This window comes from Pseudoalteromonas sp. 3J6 (genome assembly GCF_903995135.1).
Lineage (GTDB): Bacteria > Pseudomonadota > Gammaproteobacteria > Enterobacterales > Alteromonadaceae > Pseudoalteromonas.
Genome location: NZ_LR877185.1, coordinates 2,921,974 through 2,939,507 on the forward strand (window position 1 = coordinate 2,921,974; position 17,534 = coordinate 2,939,507).

General features: G+C 40.2%; 18 protein-coding genes. 9 read left to right on the forward strand and 9 right to left on the reverse strand.

Translation table 11 applies throughout. The features are described from left to right. Positions 1 to 69 precede the first annotated feature (69 nt). The gene (locus P3J6_RS13170) at positions 70 to 2,319 is read right to left on the reverse strand and encodes an NAD(P)-binding protein (RefSeq protein WP_198523261.1); all 2,250 of its coding nucleotides are present in this window, start codon (positions 2,317 to 2,319) and stop codon (positions 70 to 72) included. A 20-nt stretch (positions 2,320 to 2,339) separates the two neighbouring features. Then, the gene (locus P3J6_RS13175; protein WP_138605993.1) at positions 2,340 to 3,275 is read right to left on the reverse strand and encodes an acetoacetate decarboxylase family protein; all 936 of its coding nucleotides are present in this window, start codon (positions 3,273 to 3,275) and stop codon (positions 2,340 to 2,342) included. 413 nt (positions 3,276 to 3,688) lie between these two features. Here P3J6_RS13175 and P3J6_RS13180 point away from each other — a divergent pair, with 413 nt between their 5' ends. Continuing rightward, positions 3,689 to 3,856, forward strand: coding sequence for a hypothetical protein (locus P3J6_RS13180; RefSeq protein WP_007375427.1), 168 nt, complete (start codon positions 3,689 to 3,691; stop codon positions 3,854 to 3,856). 122 nt (positions 3,857 to 3,978) lie between these two features. After that, positions 3,979 to 4,812: a transporter substrate-binding domain-containing protein gene (locus P3J6_RS13185; RefSeq protein WP_178956162.1), complete on the forward strand. Its 834-nt coding sequence runs from the start codon at positions 3,979 to 3,981 to the stop codon at positions 4,810 to 4,812. A gap of 44 nt (positions 4,813 to 4,856) precedes the next feature. Here P3J6_RS13185 and P3J6_RS13190 read toward each other — a convergent pair whose 3' ends face one another. The 5 genes from P3J6_RS13190 to rnm all read right to left on the reverse strand — a co-directional run bounded on the left by P3J6_RS13190 (position 4,857) and on the right by rnm (position 8,451). Continuing rightward, entirely contained in the window at positions 4,857 to 5,438 is a 582-nt protein-coding gene (locus P3J6_RS13190; protein WP_138605989.1) for a YceI family protein, read from the reverse strand. A 1-nt stretch (position 5,439) separates the two neighbouring features. Beyond that, positions 5,440 to 5,991: a cytochrome b gene (locus P3J6_RS13195; RefSeq protein WP_010390221.1), complete on the reverse strand. Its 552-nt coding sequence runs from the start codon at positions 5,989 to 5,991 to the stop codon at positions 5,440 to 5,442. A 146-nt stretch (positions 5,992 to 6,137) separates the two neighbouring features. Continuing rightward, positions 6,138 to 6,977 (reverse strand): segregation and condensation protein A, encoded by an 840-nt coding sequence (locus P3J6_RS13200; protein WP_138605988.1) that lies wholly within the window; start codon positions 6,975 to 6,977, stop codon positions 6,138 to 6,140. A 2-nt stretch (positions 6,978 to 6,979) separates the two neighbouring features. Beyond that, the gene (locus tag P3J6_RS13205; protein ID WP_008113642.1) at positions 6,980 to 7,600 is read right to left on the reverse strand and encodes an L-threonylcarbamoyladenylate synthase; all 621 of its coding nucleotides are present in this window, start codon (positions 7,598 to 7,600) and stop codon (positions 6,980 to 6,982) included. Next, positions 7,597 to 8,451 (reverse strand): RNase RNM, encoded by an 855-nt coding sequence (gene rnm / locus P3J6_RS13210; RefSeq protein WP_198523262.1) that lies wholly within the window; start codon positions 8,449 to 8,451, stop codon positions 7,597 to 7,599. The genes P3J6_RS13205 and rnm overlap by 4 nt, the downstream gene beginning before the upstream one ends. Before the next feature lie 444 nt (positions 8,452 to 8,895). Here rnm and P3J6_RS13215 point away from each other — a divergent pair, with 444 nt between their 5' ends. Genes P3J6_RS13215 through trpA form a run of 6 tightly spaced genes read left to right on the forward strand, consistent with a single transcriptional unit; the run spans position 8,896 to position 15,483 of the window. Continuing rightward, the gene (locus tag P3J6_RS13215) at positions 8,896 to 10,464 is read left to right on the forward strand and encodes an anthranilate synthase component 1 (protein WP_198523263.1); all 1,569 of its coding nucleotides are present in this window, start codon (positions 8,896 to 8,898) and stop codon (positions 10,462 to 10,464) included. A 1-nt stretch (position 10,465) separates the two neighbouring features. Next, positions 10,466 to 11,068, forward strand: a complete 603-nt coding sequence (locus P3J6_RS13220; protein WP_198523264.1) for an aminodeoxychorismate/anthranilate synthase component II — start codon at positions 10,466 to 10,468, stop codon at positions 11,066 to 11,068. A 10-nt stretch (positions 11,069 to 11,078) separates the two neighbouring features. After that, a complete protein-coding gene (gene trpD, locus P3J6_RS13225) occupies positions 11,079 to 12,116 on the forward strand; it encodes an anthranilate phosphoribosyltransferase (RefSeq protein ID WP_054201045.1) in 1,038 nt (345 codons plus the stop codon). After that, positions 12,109 to 13,473 (forward strand): bifunctional indole-3-glycerol-phosphate synthase TrpC/phosphoribosylanthranilate isomerase TrpF, encoded by a 1,365-nt coding sequence (trpCF, locus tag P3J6_RS13230; protein ID WP_198523265.1) that lies wholly within the window; start codon positions 12,109 to 12,111, stop codon positions 13,471 to 13,473. Before trpD ends, trpCF begins: the two co-directional genes overlap by 8 nt. A 7-nt stretch (positions 13,474 to 13,480) precedes the next feature. Next, positions 13,481 to 14,665: a tryptophan synthase subunit beta gene (trpB, locus tag P3J6_RS13235; protein ID WP_138605980.1), complete on the forward strand. Its 1,185-nt coding sequence runs from the start codon at positions 13,481 to 13,483 to the stop codon at positions 14,663 to 14,665. Beyond that, entirely contained in the window at positions 14,662 to 15,483 is an 822-nt protein-coding gene (gene trpA, locus P3J6_RS13240; protein WP_198523266.1) for a tryptophan synthase subunit alpha, read from the forward strand. The genes trpB and trpA overlap by 4 nt, the downstream gene beginning before the upstream one ends. 65 nt (positions 15,484 to 15,548) lie before the next feature. Here the strand turns inward: trpA and P3J6_RS13245 are convergent, their stop codons facing one another. Together P3J6_RS13245 and P3J6_RS13250 are read right to left on the reverse strand one after the other, a co-directional pair. Next, positions 15,549 to 16,127: a type 1 glutamine amidotransferase domain-containing protein gene (locus tag P3J6_RS13245; protein ID WP_198523267.1), complete on the reverse strand. Its 579-nt coding sequence runs from the start codon at positions 16,125 to 16,127 to the stop codon at positions 15,549 to 15,551. A gap of 222 nt (positions 16,128 to 16,349) precedes the next feature. Beyond that, entirely contained in the window at positions 16,350 to 16,619 is a 270-nt protein-coding gene (locus P3J6_RS13250) for an HU family DNA-binding protein (RefSeq protein WP_010390237.1), read from the reverse strand. Positions 16,620 to 16,850: 231 nt separating this feature from the next. Between P3J6_RS13250 and P3J6_RS13255 the strand changes: the two genes are divergently transcribed. Beyond that, a complete protein-coding gene (locus P3J6_RS13255; RefSeq protein WP_138605975.1) occupies positions 16,851 to 17,492 on the forward strand; it encodes a CPBP family intramembrane glutamic endopeptidase in 642 nt (213 codons plus the stop codon). The last annotated feature ends 42 nt before the right edge of the window (positions 17,493 to 17,534 follow it).

A 17,534-nucleotide genomic window follows, 5' to 3' on the forward strand; every position in this document is an offset into this window, starting at 1 on the left:
TAAATAAATGTAAACAACATGTTTAACTATATACTAATCAACCGATTAAAGCTGTGCTAGAAGGGTATTTTAATTTTTGATAACTGCAAATGCATTTTCGCCACTAATGTGTTGTGGGTAACCCACCATTGCTCTGGCTGTTTGCATACCCGCCATAACAGCCGCTTCAACACAACCGGCATTAACACCCGTTTTAATCCAGTCTCCGGTAATAAAAAGGTTTGTAAATTTTGTTTCATCTGTCGCCAGTCGATACTTACTTGAACCAGCAACTGACAAAACATAACGCTCACTTGGGTCAACGTTTACTCGCCAGTATTGAGCATTTAATCGTTCATCCCCTGATGACGATATTTCATATAATACAGACCAATCAAACTCATTATTTTGATATGCAAGCGGCCATAAAGACTGCATGTTTTTTTCTAGTATTGCTTCTAGGTTTACCTTTACTTGCGATTTAACCTGTAGAGGAAATTGATGTTCACTTTTTGGTGGATAGTGCTCACAAGGAAAAACACTGCAAAAATAAGCAATGTTTTTAGGAGGACAATCAGTAGGCCATTGCTCTTTGTCGACTAAATTCATCATTGCCGCCCACGTATCAAATGGTTCGCTAAAGCCACTTAGAATTGGGCCTTCTTTACTCTTTGGAATATATTGCCAGCCTAATTGCTCGTCTGTTTTATTAAGCCATAGTTGGGCAGCTTGGGTTGCCACCGTTTTGACTTGCTTTGCTTGTGCTGCAAATCTAGTATCCCACGCTAATAATGAAGGGCATAAGTGCTCAAGTGACGCCACAGATACACCCAACACAATTCTGTCAAAATCTTCTTTGTAGTTTAATTTTTTTATTGGCAGTGGCTGCCCAAAATGGTTTTCGTATTGAGACGGCCAATCTGACCAAAAAGATTCTAAATTAATATCATGCTGCTTTAATAGTGCGGCTTGTTCACTATTAATTTGCGCATAAAGTGGTTCACTTGGCCAACAAGGTAGTTTTTTAACATTAACCAGTGGTTTATACTCTGCGTCTGAGAGCAAAGAAACTTGTTGCTGAAGCTCAATGCTCTCGACAAAACTCTCTCCTTGCTCACTTAGGCTGGGAGTCAGGTTTTGCAATTGATGAAAATACTCAAACTTAACCCCTCTTTTTTTAAGTAATTCGTACAAGGGAGCAAAGATGACATCGCCCATCCCCGCTTGCATTTTCCACATGACCCCTCCGCGGTAACACAGCGCGATGCGTAACATAGCCAGTGATGCGACACCAGCCTCAACATTGGGCTTACTTAGGTCACCCGCAGGGTACGCAAACACCAAATCATAAAACCCTCGTATGGGCGCCGAATTAGCACTGTATTGCTCGTTTGCCCCATTTCTTATAAGCCATTGCCTAAAATCAAATTTATTTATAACCTCAAACCCATCTCGATATACTTTGTCTTTTACCAAACCAACTAGCATTGCAATAGCAAGGTCTGCGCAAATATATAATCGTCTAAGCTGCGCATTATTGTCTAACAACTCAATCATTTCGCTATTAAGCCAGCGCTTTAGTTTTCTAACTATATACCAAATAACAAGGCCATCTTTTTTCTCATGTACTTGGGGGTTTAATGTATTGTCGGCGTGGGCAAACTTATTTAACGTATTAATTAATAAGCTTGGAGTAGAAGCAACTTCACTCGAATATTGTTTTATATCATCAGCAAATTGTTGCCAAGCATCTTCGGTATCATCAACCAAATCTGTTATTTGTTGGTGCAAATGCCGTAATAAAGATTGATCTCGTGATTTTTTTGTACTTAGTTGTATATTTTTATTGGCTTTTTTTGCTGCTGACTGTAAATCAAATATCCACTTTTTTAGCCAAGCTAGGGTCATTTTAATAAAATCCCATGGCGTTATATCTAAACTTCCATCAGCAGGGTTCCCAGGAAGTAATGGGAAATCAATTGGCCATGTTTGCCATTGGTCATCAATATATTCTTCTAAGGCTATAAAGCTATGCGGTTTTAATGCTTGCTGCCATGTAGATAAAGGTGAATCGGCTGGCCGTTGTAATTTAGTGTAAACCGTTTCTATTGTTTTAAAGCTATTTACATAAGCACCAAACCAAACATGTAAGCCATGCTCTTCAATACGCTGCCCGCTAGCCGCATTACGACCACTTGCTCCTTTACCACCCAAACGCCAGCCTTGTTGGTATACTGTGATAGTTCGATGCTGTTGCCAGTCACTTTGCTCAGTCAAATACAATGCAGCAGTCATAGCCGATACACCGCCACCAATTATCACGATTTTTTCTTGGTTCATGGTAAATCCTTCTAAGCAATTTAAATTTTAGTTGCGGCTAACTGGTCAAAGTCCATTTGCACATAAAAAGGTAAATGCAACGCTTGACTACCTAACTTTAGACCAAACATGTCGGCAAGTGGGAAACTGTCTAATTTATTGAGGTGTAAAGTAAACTCTGGCTTTAAAAATTTAAAATGGTGTATTTTTTTAATCTCAGAGGGTGAGTGCATTACGCTTTGGTATACCGCTGAATCACCGCTGCCATCAGGAAATTGTTTTAACAATATTTGATCCATTTGTGGATTAACAAAGCCACTCAATAGCTGCTTTAATAATGAAAAATCAATACCTAAATGTTTGCGAGAAAACAAATTTGCTACTTGCTCGCCAAAGTCATCAATAATAGATAAGAAATCGCTATCTTGGTGTTTAGAGTTCATAGTAATTGAAAATAACTCATGCATTTGTAGCTTAGATTCAGGAGAAAAATATTCGAAGCACTCTAAAGATATTGAAAAATTCGATAGCTCCGATACACAGCTGGGCATGGTGTAGTCACACAAATACTTATTATAGCCCCATGTTTCGCGACCATTAATAAGTGCATAAATGTTGTTAACACAGATAAAAGCTGGATACCAATATAAGTAGGTTATATCTTCATCCTCAACCTTAGCGACAGGCAACCAAATGATAATATCTGTTTCTTGCATCCAACCATGCTGATCGAATGGCGAGGTCATTGAGGCTATTTTTTCAATATCTGTAAATGTAATAAGTGCAAACTCGCCAAGTATTTTAAAATAAATATTACCCTCACCCCCTATGTTTAACGTTGAATCAATGTACTTTTGTGCTTTCTTAGATTCTATTTCAGCAAAAAAACCATACATATTCGCATTGTGCATACGACAAGGCGGCTTTGCTATTGGATTAGATAAAAAATGTTGATATGGCGCAGATAGTGAACTCATTTGACCCCCTCAGTTAAAAACTGAGTATAGTCAGATATATTTGAGTCTGTTGATCTTTACGAATTAATATTTATGGCTATTCGTGAATTCCACTCAATTCAAAGTATTTTAATAAATTGCTTGCAAAGAAAAATATTGTGGCGTATTATTGCTGCTTGGCTATAAAAAGCCCTAGCGGTTAACCTCTTTACCCTGATCCAGTAAGCCCCGCAAAACGTATATTCAAAAGCTAAGTTATTGTACGGCGAGAACCCCTATTAATACCTTGATGATTTATTTTTAATATCATCGTAAAAGTGTCATAAAGATCGTCAACACTGTAATGAAGCTAAACACAATTAGATTATTTATCATCTGTAATGTGCTTTAAGAAAAAGCCCAGAATAAATAACAAAAATAAAGTGAGTTTTATTATGTCATACAAATATAACGGATCTATGATCCAAATAGCACATCCAGTGCAATCAATTTCGGTTAACAAACATCGTGTAATCTTCAGCGATACACAAGGTTTGAAAAATGCATTGTTTCAAAAAGCAAGTGATGCACGTCAATTTGTAAAATGGCTGAAAGCCAGTTAATTATCATTTATAAGTGTTTAACTTATAAATAAATTAAAATGCCAGCTTTATGCTGGCATTTTACTTTTTGGTGTATTACTGACTACACTTAAATCCATGTTTATTTATTTGTTGTAGTGAAAATGCGGTTTTCGTGGATAATACTGTTCGTCTGTGTATTTTTAAGCACAAAGTGTGATGCCAGAACAATAAAATGGATAACGCATGACTTTGCGCCCTATTATATTTTGAGCGGTCCGGATAAATCTCAGGGCCGTGATGAAAGTATTATTTCGCTATTAGAGCAACAACTTCCGCATATTAACTTTGAACGTATCATTATTCCCTCTGGTAAAGTTATTCAGGAACTCGCTAACCTGCAATCAAATGCATGCGCATTATCACTTTATAAAAACAAATATCGAGAAGAACGTGTTTATTTCACGCATCAAAGCTCTACAGCTGGTCTTTCTCCATCTATTGCCATGCATCAAAAGCTGAGCATTTCGCTAGGTATTGAAAGCAGTAAATCAGTGTCGTTAACTAATTTATTAGTAAATAAAAAGCTCACCTTGGGTGTATCGATGAATCGCTCATACGGCAGTGAAATTGATAAAATAATTAATACCACACCTAATACAAATATTGTCATTAGACCTACTCGCGATACCCTCAGTACATTAACCTATATGCTTAACTTAGAGCGAATTGATATTTTATTAGGCTACCCCAGTGAGCATTATTATTTAGCAAAAACGATGGGGTTTAGTGACAATTTAACGCAGCGCATGCTGACTGAGGCACCAAAAATTAGTTACGGTTACATTGGCTGTACTAAAAACGAGCAAGGCGCAGAAGATATTGCCACACTCAATCAGCAACTCAAACTAATTAAGCAAACTGAAGACTATAAACAAGTATTAACTCGGTGGTTACCAAGTCACTTAAAATCAAAATTAGAAGCGCATTTACAATAAAAAAGCTAAGCGTGATAACGCTTAGCTTTAACTATAAAACGGTATTATTGACGAATACCTTCAATAAATAAACCAATATCAACGTGCGTTGACGCTGGGCCTAAATCGTAATCAATACCGTAATCGGCTAGTTTTAAGCTGGTTTCACCTTCAAAACCAACACGGTAACCACCCCATGGATCTTTACCTTCACCAATCTTATCAATTTCAAAACTAATTGTTTTAGTAATACCATGAAGGGTAAACTCACCGGTTACTGTGGCTTCTTCACCGTCTTGATCAAACTTAATTGCTGTACTTTTAAAGCTAGCCTGTGGGTATTTGCTTACATTTAAAAAGTCACCACCGCGTAAGTGTTTATCTCGTTCAGCATGGTTTGAATCTAGGCTTGTTGTGTCGATATTTACACTAATTTGAGATGCGTTTGGATTTTTAGCGTCGTAGTTAAACTGCCCATCAAAGGTGTTAAAACGCCCGTGCAACCAGCTGTAACCTAAATGTTTAATTTTAAAATTAACAAAGGCATGTGCTCCTTTGGTATCAATAACATAGTCTGCAGCACTAGCATGGGTAGCTGTCATAAACATCGCTGCTGATAACGCTGAAGTTAATAGTAACTTTTTCATTTTAAGCTTCCTTTTGTAATTTGATCATTCTAATTAATGTTTTATCTTTATCTATAAAGTGGTGTTTTAACGCACCTAAAATATGCAGCACCACAAACCCGATCAATAAGCATGCGCTGTAATAATGGATCTGCCCTGCTATATCTGCCTGAGAATCAAAGGTAAAGTCGATGGCTTTGACATAAAACAAGCCAAACACTTCGATTGGTCGCCCATCAGCAGTAGAAATTAAATACCCAGACACCATAATAATCACTAAAAACAGATACATTAAAATGTGTGCGGTTTGGGCCAGCTGATTTAATTGAGTGTTGGTCCCAATAGGGCTAGGTTTTACATTAAATCGACGCCATAACAGTCTAAAAACAAATACAGCCGCTAAACTCAGCCCTATGCTTTTATGCAAATCTAATGAGCCTTTATACCAGCTATCATAGTAAGTTAGCTCAACCATGTATAAGCCTAAACCAAACAAACCAAAGACAGTCAACGCCATTAACCAGTGTAAAAATATAGCCATCAGGCCATAACCGGTTTTTGAGTTTTTAAACATTGCTTATCGCCAATCTCTAATCTAGTAATAACACTACGATATAATGGATGAGTGGCGATTAAAATAGCATATGCAAACACTTATCGTGCGTATACGCACAGTAAAGTCTATTAATTTAGTATAATTGCAAAAAACTTTATGGGAGGTTAACTTTCGGCAGGCTCATTAAGAGATACATATATTTGGCTATCAGACTCAACTTGTAAGCAAGCAATTAAACCCTCTTTTATCAGTTCTAACATGGCGATAAAACTAACAACAACTCCACTGCGGCCCTCTTCAAAGGTAAACAGTTGGGTAAACGCAACGGGTGCTTTTGCTTGGGATAGTGTGTGTAAAATTAAACTCATACGTTCACGAGTTGACAGGGTTTCTGCACTAATTAAATGATGCTCAAATGTTTTAGCACGCGCCATTACGTCACTTAGCGCTAACAATAGATCTTTGATTGCCAGTTCTGGTAAGGGTTGGTTTTTTTCTTCTAACTCTGGGAAAGTTGCATTGGCGATAAATATATCGCGACCAACGCGGGGCAAAGAATCGATATTTTCGGCCGCTTTTTTAAATTGTTCGTACTCTTGTAGACGTTTTATCAGCTCGGCGCGTGGATCTTCCTCTTCTTCTAATTCCTCATGCACTGGCAGTAATAGCCGCGACTTAATCTGCGCCAGCAATGCTGCCATTACGAGATATTCGCCGGCGAGTTCTAACTGAAACTCACTCATCATTTCTACATATTTTACATACTGCTCAGTAATGCTAAATATAGATAATTCGAGAACATCTAACTTGTGCTTTTTAATTAAATAAAGCAACAGATCTAACGGGCCTTCAAAGGTTTCTAAAATAACTTCAAGCGCATCAGGCGGAATATATAAATCTTCAGGCTTTTCAACAACGGCTTTCCCATGCAAAAATGCCAGTGGCAGCTTTTGTTGCACTGGCATATCTGTAGGTATTAACGAAACCGTGTCAGGCTGTTTCATTGCTATTCAAATGGAGCCGTATCGCCGCAGCCTACACGTAAAATTTGAATATCGTCCTCTGATAAATCAATTACCGTGGTTGCTTGCTCTGTGAGGTATCCGCCATGAATAATTAAATCGACATGCTTATCTAGACGCTCCAAAATGTCATCGGGGTCCGCTTGCGTGTATTCATCACCCGGTAAAATAAGTGAGCATGACATTAATGGCTCACCCAATTCCGCAAGTAACGCACAAGCAATTGGGTGTTCAATAACACGAATGCCTATGGTTTTTTTCTTATCGTTTAATAAGCGTTTAGGTACTTCTTTTGTGCCTTTAAAAATAAACGTATAAGGCCCTGGGGTATTATTTTTGATCAGCCTAAACATTTGGTTATCTACGCGAGCATAAGTAGAAAGCTCAGATAAATCGCGGCACACTAAAGTAAAATTATGGTGTTTTTCAATACCACGAATACGCTCTATGCGCTCTTTTGCTTGTTTGTTACCTAAATTACAGCCAATCGCATATCCCGAATCTGTTGGGTACACAACTACGCCGCCCTGTTTAATAATATCAACAGCTTGAGAAATTAGTCTAGGCTGTGGGTTATCCGGATGTATATGAAATAATTGACTCATAATGCAACTCCTTCGTGCTTTTCCCATGTTTGCCAAACCCCTTGGCAATCTTTAGGTAAGTATAAATTTTTTCCAAGTTCTAAATAACTAGTCGGAAAATGAAAATCAGAGCCTTGAGAGCAAAGCAGGTCGTATTCTTGACTCAACAAGCCTAAAAACTGACGCTCACTCGGGGCCTGTTGCGGTTGGGCAACTTCCATTGCATCACCGCCCACTGATTTAAACTCTACGAGTAGTTTACGCAACCACTTATTCGACATTTTGTAGCTACTTGGGTGCGCCAAAACAGCCACCCCACCGGCGGCATGAATCGCTGAAATTGCCGTTTGCATATCACACCAGTTACTCGGTACGTAACCGGTTTTTCCTCGCCCTAAGTACTTTTTAAATACCCCAGGAAAGTTTTTAGCCACACCTCGCTCAATTAAAGCTCTGGCAAAGTGAGCGCGAGTAATTTGCGCATTTTCAGCCAGCTCGCGAGCTTGTTGATAAATACCCTCAAAGCCATTTTTAGTTAATCGATGGCCTATTTCAATTGCACGGGTTTCGCGCTTTTGCTGTTGCTCGCTAAGTAATGTATTCAAAGTGCTATCATTGGTATCAATGTTAAGCCCAACAATATGTATTTCAAAACTCTCCCATTTGGTTGATATTTCAACCCCATTAATCAGTTTAAGCGGCAAGTTTTCACGTTTGATAAAAGCCTGCGCAGGCTCAATTGCGGCCACAGTATCGTGATCGGTAATGGCAAATACATCAATGTTTTTATCGACTGCTCGCGCTAATAGTTCCTCAACGGTTAAATGTCCGTCTGAGTGTGTTGTATGGCTATGTAAGTCGTATTTTATCAAATGAAAACTACTTTAATTAATGGTTTAAGGGTGCTTCACACAGTATAACAAGTTTTTTAACGAAATTGTTTTAAATAAACACTTGACACAAAAGCAGTTGATACGTTTTACTGTAGCCACTTTTAGACATTAAAGAATAAATAACAATGAAAAATACAATTCAAAACATCATCTGGTGGTGGCACTCTTAAAACAAAGGGTGATGAATTGTCGTGTCTAAACAAAAAATTCTAACCCGCTACCATGCGGGTTTTTTTATCACTAAATTTTGCAATACAAGATTAACAGGAATTAAAAACATGAATAACGTAAACACTCTTACACATCATTGGTGGTGGCGCCTGGCATAGCGGGACGGTAATGGTCTATCTATAATTTAGACATCGTTATTCAAACCCCGCAATGCTTAGCATTGCGGGGTTTTATTTTTTTAGGGGATGAGGTTTGATTTTTAGTCATATAACAACAACACCAGGTGAAGTGACCAGCATAACGCAAGTACGAGACTACATAAGTAGCCCACTTGCCTTGTATGCGGCACTTGATAAACCTAACTCACTATTGCTTGAATCTGCAGAAATAGATTCAAAAGATAGCGTAAAAAGCTTAATACTAGTTGATTGTGCATTGCGTATTGTTTGCCAAGGCAACCAAGTGAGCATCAGTGCACAATCAAACAACGGCCAACAACTACTTAACTATTTGCAGGCTAATGTACAAAACTGCGCTTCACAGTTAACCGATACCACACTCACACTTGAGTATCACCCAGTCGATGACACCATTGACCAGGCTAGCAAACTGATTGCAGATAACGCTTTTAGTGCACTACGCACGTGTTTAAATAGTATTAGAAGCACCACTGACAATCCGTTCTCAGTGTTTTTAGGCGGCGTATTTGCCTACGACATGGTGGCTAACTTTGAACAACTATCCGATGTGCCTGACGGTGAAAACACCTGCCCAGACTACGTATTTTATTTAGCCGAAACACTGGTTGTTATTGATCACCAAAAACAAACAACCGAGTTAATTGGTAATGTGTTTAATGGCCCAGATGTTCACGCTAATTGTTTTGAAGTGGGCAAACAATTAGAGCGCCTTAATACATTGTGCGACCACGCCGCAGACTTTAGTGCCCCAAGCCAAACAGGTGACTGCCCTGTAAATGTTGATATTAGTGATGAGCAATATTGTCAACAAGTGATAAAACTTAAGCAACACATAGTTGATGGCGATATTTTTCAAGTGGTGCCCTCTCGTACTTTCTCATTGCCGTGCCCTGACTCATTACATGCTTATAGCCAGCTTAAAAAGCAAAACCCAAGCCCGTACATGTTTTACATGCGTGATGAAGATTTCTCATTATTTGGCGCTTCACCAGAGTCTGCGCTTAAGTATGAGGTTAAGTCTCAACAAGTTGAGGTTTATCCGATTGCAGGTACTCGTCCACGGGGTAAGTTTGCAAATGGACAAATTAACCCCGATTTAGATAGCCGTATTGAACTTGAGCTCAGAAACGATCAAAAAGAACGTGCCGAGCACTTAATGCTGGTTGATTTAGCACGTAACGACGTTGCTCGTATTAGCGTGCCTGGTACACGCCATGCCAAAGAGCTATTAAAAGTAGACCGCTATTCACAGGTAATGCACTTAGTATCACGTGTAGTAGGAAAATTAAAACCCGAATTAGATGCTCTGCATGCTTATCAAGCCTGTATGAACATGGGTACCTTAGTCGGTGCCCCCAAAGTCCGTGCGGCAGAATTAGTGCGCAAAACTGAAGGCAAACGTCGCGGTAGCTATGGTGGCGCAGTTGGCTATTTAACCGGTGACGGTGCCATGGACAGCTGTATTGTTATTCGTGCCGCCTTTGTTAAAAATAATATTGCGTATGTGCAAGCCGGTGCTGGGGTTGTATTTGATTCAGATCCAATGTCAGAGGCAAACGAAACGCGCGCTAAAGCCCAAGCGGTGATCACCGCGATTAAATCGACGTATAAGGCAGTATAAAATGAGTGAAGCACACCCTATTAAAATTTACTTTTTAGATAACTTTGACTCATTTAGCTACAACCTAGTCGATGAGCTAACCATGCTTGGTGCTGAGTTAGTAGTTTACCGAAACAACATTAGCGCAGAGATCATATTCGAAAAAATGCAGGCAGAGCTTGGACAAGTACTGCTGGTATTATCGCCAGGCCCTGGTGCGCCTAGCGATGCAGGCTGCCTTATGGAGTTAATTAACCTGTGTAAGGGCCAATTTCCAATGCTAGGTATTTGTTTAGGCCAACAAGCGCTAACACAAAGCTATGGCGGAGTAATCGGTCACGCTGGTGAAACCGTACATGGTAAGTCATCAATTATTGAGTTAGACGATCACCCGGTGTTTAACGGGATGGGTAGCACTATACCAGTGGCGCGTTATCACTCATTAATGGCCACAAAAGTGCCTGATAACTTAGCGGTTATTGCAAAGTATCAAGATATTCCAATGGCTATTTATCATCATCAAGACAATGCACTGGGCTATCAATTCCACCCAGAGTCAATTTTAACGCCCAACGGCGCAATGCTACTACAGCAAAGCGTTGCTTATTTAACACGTGCCAAATAAAAGGAACATTATGACTAATCAATTACACAGCCCGCTTAATGTTCAACACGCCATTGAGCACATCATCACAAAGCAGTCACTTAGTTACGTGCAAGCAAAATCGCTATTTGATCAAATTATGCAAGGTAATATGAGCGACATTGAACTCTCTGCGTTACTTATTGGCCTTAAAATGAAAGGTGAAGTAAGCGATGAGATTGCCGGTGCTGCCGCTTCAATGCGTGAAAATGCCGTGGCCTTTACCACTAATAAAACACTACTTGCTGATAGCTGTGGCACCGGTGGCGATGGTTCAAACACTATCAATATCAGTACAACCGCGGCAATTGTGGCGGCCGCGGCAGGTATTAATATGGTAAAACATGGCAATCGAAGCGTGTCGAGTAATTCTGGGTCTGCTGACTTGCTCAAAGCACTGGGGATCAATATCGATATGACCCCTGAGGTCGCTGCTCGTTGTTTAGAGAGCACAAATTTTACCTTTTTATTTGCACCGCACTACCACAGTGGGGTGCGTCATGCGATGAACGTGCGTACCAGTTTAAAAACCCGAACTATTTTTAATATTCTTGGGCCACTGGCTAATCCAGCAGCTCCTGAGGTGCAATTACTCGGCGTGTACGATGAGTCTTTATGTCTGCCAATGGCACAAACGCTTAATACTCTAGGCACTAAACGCGCTATGATAGTGCACGGCTCTGGTACTGACGAAATTGCCTTACATGGCCCAACACAGGTTGTAGAGCTTAATAATGGTAAAATTACTCAGTACACACTCAGTCCAAGTGATTTTGACCTTGCAAACTATTCACTTGAACAATTAGCCGGTGAAGGCCCACAATACAATGCAAACGCCAGCCTTGCTATTTTACAAGGTAAAGGCACTGAGGCACACAATGCCGCAATTGTTGTTAATGTGGCCGCATTGCTGTACTTAACCGGCCAAGCAGAGTCGTTAAAACAAGGTGCACAAATAACACACTCTTTATTACGTTCAGGCAAGGCCATGGACACATTAAATGCAATTATTGAGGTAAGTCATGGCTAATGTATTAGACAAAATTATTGCTGATAAAAAAATAGAACTAATCGAGCGTAAGGCGGCGCGCCCACTAGAGAGCTTTAAACACCAAGCCAAACCGACTGAGCGTAGTTTTTACAAAGCACTGGCAGCACCTGGTACTCAGTTTATTTTAGAATGCAAAAAAGCGTCGCCCTCTAAGGGGTTGATTCGTCAGCCTTTTGATTTAACAGAAATCACCCAAGCGTATAAGCAATATGCCACTTGTATGAGTGTGTTAACTGACGAAAAGTACTTTCAAGGCAGTTTTGATTACCTTGAATTTGTGCGCAGCCAAGTAGAACAGCCGCTTATTTGTAAAGACTTTTTTATTGATGAGTACCAAGTTTATATGGCACGTCTTTATGGCGGCGACGCTATTTTACTTATGCTATCTGTGCTTGACGATCAGCAATATAAAACACTGCATGAAGTGGCCGACTCGTTAAATATGTCAGTATTAACTGAGGTAAGTAACGAAGAAGAAGTTCACCGTGCGCTGGCACTAAATGCACAAATAATTGGGATTAATAATCGAGATTTACGCGACTTAAGCACCGACTTAGCCACTACAGAACGACTACGTAAACTTATTCCTGAAAATAAAGTGGTAATTTCTGAGTCAGGTATTTACACCCATCAAGATGTAAAACGCTTAGCCCCTTTATGTAATGGCTTTTTAATTGGCAGCTCATTAATGGCTGAAGCTGATCTAATACAAGCATGTCGTCGCGTTATATTAGGCGAGAACAAAGTGTGCGGCTTAACCCGCAATCAAGATGCTATTGCAGCCTATAGCAATGGCGCTGTGTATGGCGGGTTGATTTTTTACCCTAAATCCCCCCGCTTTGTTGATTTAGATTGTGCTAAAGAAATCAGTCAAAGTGCGCCTTTAAAATTTGTTGGCGTATTTGTTAATGCTGCTATACCTGATGTGGCTGAACACGCTAAACAACTTAAATTATCAGCCGTTCAATTACATGGCCAAGAAGATGAACAATACATTGCGTCATTACGTAGTGAATTACCACGTAATTGCCAAATTTGGAAAGCGCAGGCAATAAAAGATGTTTTACCACAACCTGTTGCAGGCGCAGATCGCCATTTATACGACACCCACAGTGATTCACACGCGGGTGGCACAGGTAAAACATTCGATTGGTCGGTACTGCGTGATGCGACCACCCCCTTTATACTTGCTGGCGGCTTAAACCCAGACAATATTAGCGATGCCCTCTATCACGGAGCTTTAGGACTTGATTTAAATTCAGGTGTAGAGCAGTCTCCTGGTAAAAAGTGCGCAAAAAAATTAAACCATGCTTTTTCAAGCATCAGAAACTATTGAGGTTAAAATGCAAAATCCAGCTTATTTTGGCGAGTTTGGCGGAATGTTTGTTCCCGAGTTACTCGTACCTGCGCTAAAGCAGTTAGAAAGCGAATTTAACAAAGCGCAAAAAGATCCTGATTTTCAAGCTGAATTTACACAGCTTTTAAACGAGTATGCAGGTCGCCCTACGCCGCTTACGTTAACTCGCAACTTAGTTAAAAACCCTAAAGTTAAACTTTACTTAAAGCGTGAAGATTTACTCCACGGTGGTGCACACAAAACTAATCAGGTGTTGGGTCAAGCATTACTGACTAAACGCATGGGAAAAAAAGAAGTTATAGCAGAAACCGGTGCAGGCCAACACGGTGTAGCCACCGCACTTGCGTGTGCATTACTTGGCTTAAAATGTCGTATTTACATGGGTGCAAAAGACGTTGAACGCCAACAGCCTAATGTATTTAGAATGAAACTTATGGGCGCTGAAGTTATTTCGGTTACAGCAGGTTCGGGCACATTAAAAGATGCGGTTAACGAAGCTCTGCGTGATTGGTCAGCAAACTATCAAGAGGCGCATTACTTGCTAGGTACAGCCGCGGGCCCTCATCCTTTTCCAACAATTGTACGTGAGTATCAAAAAATTATTGGCGAGGAAGCTAAACAGCAAATTCTTAAAGCGGAAGGTCGACTACCTGATGCAGTTTTAGCCTGTGTAGGTGGTGGCTCCAATGCTATTGGTATGTTTACTGATTTTATTGACGAGCCGGGTGTTAAATTAATTGGTGTAGAACCAGCAGGTAAAGGCCTTGATACCCACGAGCACGGCGCAACAATCTGCAAAGGCACTAAAGGTATTTTACACGGCACTTATACCTACATTATGCAAAATGACGATGGCCAAATTGAAGAGTCTTACTCTGTATCTGCGGGCCTAGATTACCCTGCTGTAGGGCCACAGCATGCATTTTTACACGAAACTGGTCGAGCTCAATATGTAGGCATTAGCGATACCGAAGCTCTTGATGCGTTTCAAGCACTGGCAAAACACGAAGGTATTATTCCGGCGCTAGAATCAAGTCATGCCATTGCATATGCACTTAAATATGCGGAAGAGTTGCAAGAAGAAAGCATTTTAGTGGTTAATTTAAGTGGCCGTGGCGATAAAGATTTAGCCCACGTACACAAGGTATTATCAGAGGAAGGTCAATTATGAGCCAAGTAAAAACTGACCGTTACGGACAAATGTTTGCAGCACTAAAAGAGCAAAACCAAGGCGCATTTGTACCATTTGTTACTATTGGCGATCCGGGGAAAGCGCAAAGCATCGAAATTATTAAAAGCTTAATCGATGGCGGCGCAGATGGACTAGAGCTAGGTATTCCGTTTTCAGATCCGATTGCCGACGGCCCTGTTATTCAAAAGGCCAATATTCGTGCTTTAGATGAGCACATTAATACACAAGATTGTTTTGATATTATTAAAGAAATACGCCAGTACAATGCCGATATCCCAATTGGTTTATTACTGTATTCAAACTTAATCTTTAAACGTGGCTTAGAAAAGTTTTACACTGATGCAAAAGCAGTAGGCGTTGACTCTATTTTAGTGGCTGATGTGCCATTACACGAGTCTAAAATGTTTAGAAAAGCCGCCATGGCAAACGGTATTGACCCGATATTTATCGCTACGCCGAACGCCAGTGACGATACGTTGCGTGAGTGCGCATCGTACGGTCGCGGTTACACTTACTTACTGTCTCGTGCAGGGGTAACAGGCACCGATACTAAAGCACAAATGCCTGCAACACACGTGGTTTCGCGCTTACAAGAGTACCACAGTGCGCCTGCGTTATTAGGCTTTGGTATTTCAACACCTGATGATGTAAAAGCCGCGCTTAAAGCCGGTGCTGCGGGTGCTATTTCAGGCTCTGCAGTAGTAAAAATCATTGAAGCAAACCTAAATGATTTAAATGCAATGACCACACAATTAAAAACATTTGTAAGTGAGATGAAAGCCGCAACAGCGCTTTAATCAACGGTGTTTTTAATCACTAAAAAAGGGCATGTAACATGCCCTTTTTTATTTAAACTGCAAACTTAATGGGCTTGATGCTTACCCTCAAGAATCTCTTCTATAAACTTAGCATTAAACGCGTCTAAATCTGCAGGGCTGCGACTAGTCACTAAGCCTTGATCAACACACACCTCTTGGTCGACCCAGTTAGCACCGGCATTAATTAAATCACTTTTAATACTCGGATATGAAGTGACCTTTTTGTCTCTGAGCTTGTTAATCTCCGCGAGTAACCACGGCGCATGGCAAATAGCGGCAACGGGTTTGTTTTTCTTTGCTCCAAAAAAACCATCTGCAAATGCCTTAGCATCCGAGTCTTGGCGTAAGCTATCGGGATTAAACAAGCCACCAGGCAGTAAAAGCGCATCGTAATCACCGGCATTTGCATTGGCTGCTAATTTATCAACAGCAACTTTTTCACCCCACTTGTCTTCATCCCATGCGGTGATCTGCCCTTCTTTAATAGAAACAACTTCAATATCGGCGCCCGCTTCAAGTAAAGCAGCCTGTGGCGAGAGTAACTCGCTTTGCTCAAATCCATCGGTGGCTAAAATGGCAATTTTTTTACCTTGTAAACGATTACTGTTATGTAAGTTACTCATTAAATACTCCTTATTTCATTCAATACATAACTGTATTTGCATATCACATACCAAATATAACACGCTGAATATAATAAGATTTTATAAATATGAATAAACAAGTAATGTAAATTATTTACACTGATTGCAGATACTACAGGCAAAAGTAATAAAGCAAAGAGCCTGTAAGCTAAATAGTGGCTTTTGGGGAAGAAGCGAACTTACAGGCACTAAAGTTTTAAATTAAAGGCGCTCTTTTAACGCTTTTGCTGGTTTAAATACGGCTTTATTAGCCCCTTGTATTTCAATCGCTGCACCAGTTTGTGGATTACGACCAGTACGCGCTGGGTAGTAACTAAGTGCAAAAGTACCAAAGCCTGAAATTTGTACCTGATCGCCTTCAGACAACGACTTTGTAATCACTTTTTGTAAGCTGGTTAACGCAGCTTGTGCGTCTTTTTTTGTTAATTCACTCGCATCCGCAATAGCTGCAACCAATTCTGCTTTATTCATTTTTTGCTCCTAAATACACGCCTAGGCTTAAACCTATTAACGTGGCAATACAATGATGTAAAAATAAAAGCAGGCAGGCTAAGGGTTGCAAGGGGGTAAGTCAACCTTAACCGGAAGCCAAGTGCCTTAGTAAGACTCATTGGGTTTAAATATAATCAGCTTGACTGTTTTATAGTCATAAAGATGACTTAATCGTTTGCTAAGGTGAAATAAAAATCACCGTGAGCAAACGTGAACGCTAATCAATACCGCTGGTTTGAATTTACCTTTATCTTTATCATTCTGCCTTTAATTGGCTTTAATATTCGCCAATATTTATCTAACTGGCTTATTCCAGCACTGATCATCCTCATGAGTGTGTGCTGTATGTTGTTATTAAACGACAGCCACTTTAAACGTTTTAGATTAACTAGCTTGGGGCAGTTTTCTGCTGTGAAGCGCCGCATGTTTAGTTTTTTCTTTATTGGCGCATTATTTTCGGGGGTATTTTACAACTTACTTTACCAAGGACACTGGTTTACTTTACCTCGTGAAAATCTCACCGACTGGCTAATGCTATTAATGCTCTACCCTTTATTGTCGGTGATCCCACAAGAATTAATATTTAGAACCTACTTTTTTCATCGTTATAAGCGCATTATGCCCAGTAAATGGCTACGCATTATTATAAGTGCGAGTGTATTTGCACTGGCACATATTGTTTACGCTAATTGGGTTGCAGTAAGTTTAGCATTTATAGGCGGATTACTATTTGCATATACCTACGCACAAAGCCGCTCAACCTTTGCCTGTGTTCTTGAGCACAGCTTATGGGGCATATGGATGTTTACCCTAGGGATGGGTGACTATTTAGACTCTGGTGCACTGAATTAACAAGCAGCAATAAAAAAGCCGCGACAGGCGCGGCTTATTTAG

Excerpts from the sequence above, each read along its gene's own strand:
- P3J6_RS13175 (WP_138605993.1), bottom strand. The coding sequence starts at position 3,275 with ATGAGTTCACTATCTGCGCCATATCAACATTTTTTATCTAATCCAATA.
- P3J6_RS13205 (WP_008113642.1), bottom strand. The coding sequence starts at position 7,600 with ATGAGTCAATTATTTCATATACATCCGGATAACCCACAGCCTAGACTA.
- P3J6_RS13185 (WP_178956162.1), top strand. The coding sequence starts at position 3,979 with ATGCGGTTTTCGTGGATAATACTGTTCGTCTGTGTATTTTTAAGCACA.
- P3J6_RS13250 (WP_010390237.1), bottom strand. The coding sequence starts at position 16,619 with ATGAATAAAGCAGAATTGGTTGCAGCTATTGCGGATGCGAGTGAATTA.
- P3J6_RS13180 (WP_007375427.1), top strand. The coding sequence starts at position 3,689 with ATGTCATACAAATATAACGGATCTATGATCCAAATAGCACATCCAGTG.
- P3J6_RS13220 (WP_198523264.1), top strand. The coding sequence starts at position 10,466 with ATGAGTGAAGCACACCCTATTAAAATTTACTTTTTAGATAACTTTGAC.
- trpD (WP_054201045.1), top strand. The coding sequence starts at position 11,079 with ATGACTAATCAATTACACAGCCCGCTTAATGTTCAACACGCCATTGAG.
- P3J6_RS13190 (WP_138605989.1), bottom strand. The coding sequence starts at position 5,438 with ATGAAAAAGTTACTATTAACTTCAGCGTTATCAGCAGCGATGTTTATG.
- P3J6_RS13170 (WP_198523261.1), bottom strand. The coding sequence starts at position 2,319 with ATGAACCAAGAAAAAATCGTGATAATTGGTGGCGGTGTATCGGCTATG.
- P3J6_RS13245 (WP_198523267.1), bottom strand. The coding sequence starts at position 16,127 with ATGAGTAACTTACATAACAGTAATCGTTTACAAGGTAAAAAAATTGCC.
- trpB (WP_138605980.1), top strand. The coding sequence starts at position 13,481 with ATGCAAAATCCAGCTTATTTTGGCGAGTTTGGCGGAATGTTTGTTCCC.
- trpCF (WP_198523265.1), top strand. The coding sequence starts at position 12,109 with ATGGCTAATGTATTAGACAAAATTATTGCTGATAAAAAAATAGAACTA.
- P3J6_RS13200 (WP_138605988.1), bottom strand. The coding sequence starts at position 6,977 with ATGAAACAGCCTGACACGGTTTCGTTAATACCTACAGATATGCCAGTG.
- trpA (WP_198523266.1), top strand. The coding sequence starts at position 14,662 with ATGAGCCAAGTAAAAACTGACCGTTACGGACAAATGTTTGCAGCACTA.
- P3J6_RS13195 (WP_010390221.1), bottom strand. The coding sequence starts at position 5,991 with ATGTTTAAAAACTCAAAAACCGGTTATGGCCTGATGGCTATATTTTTA.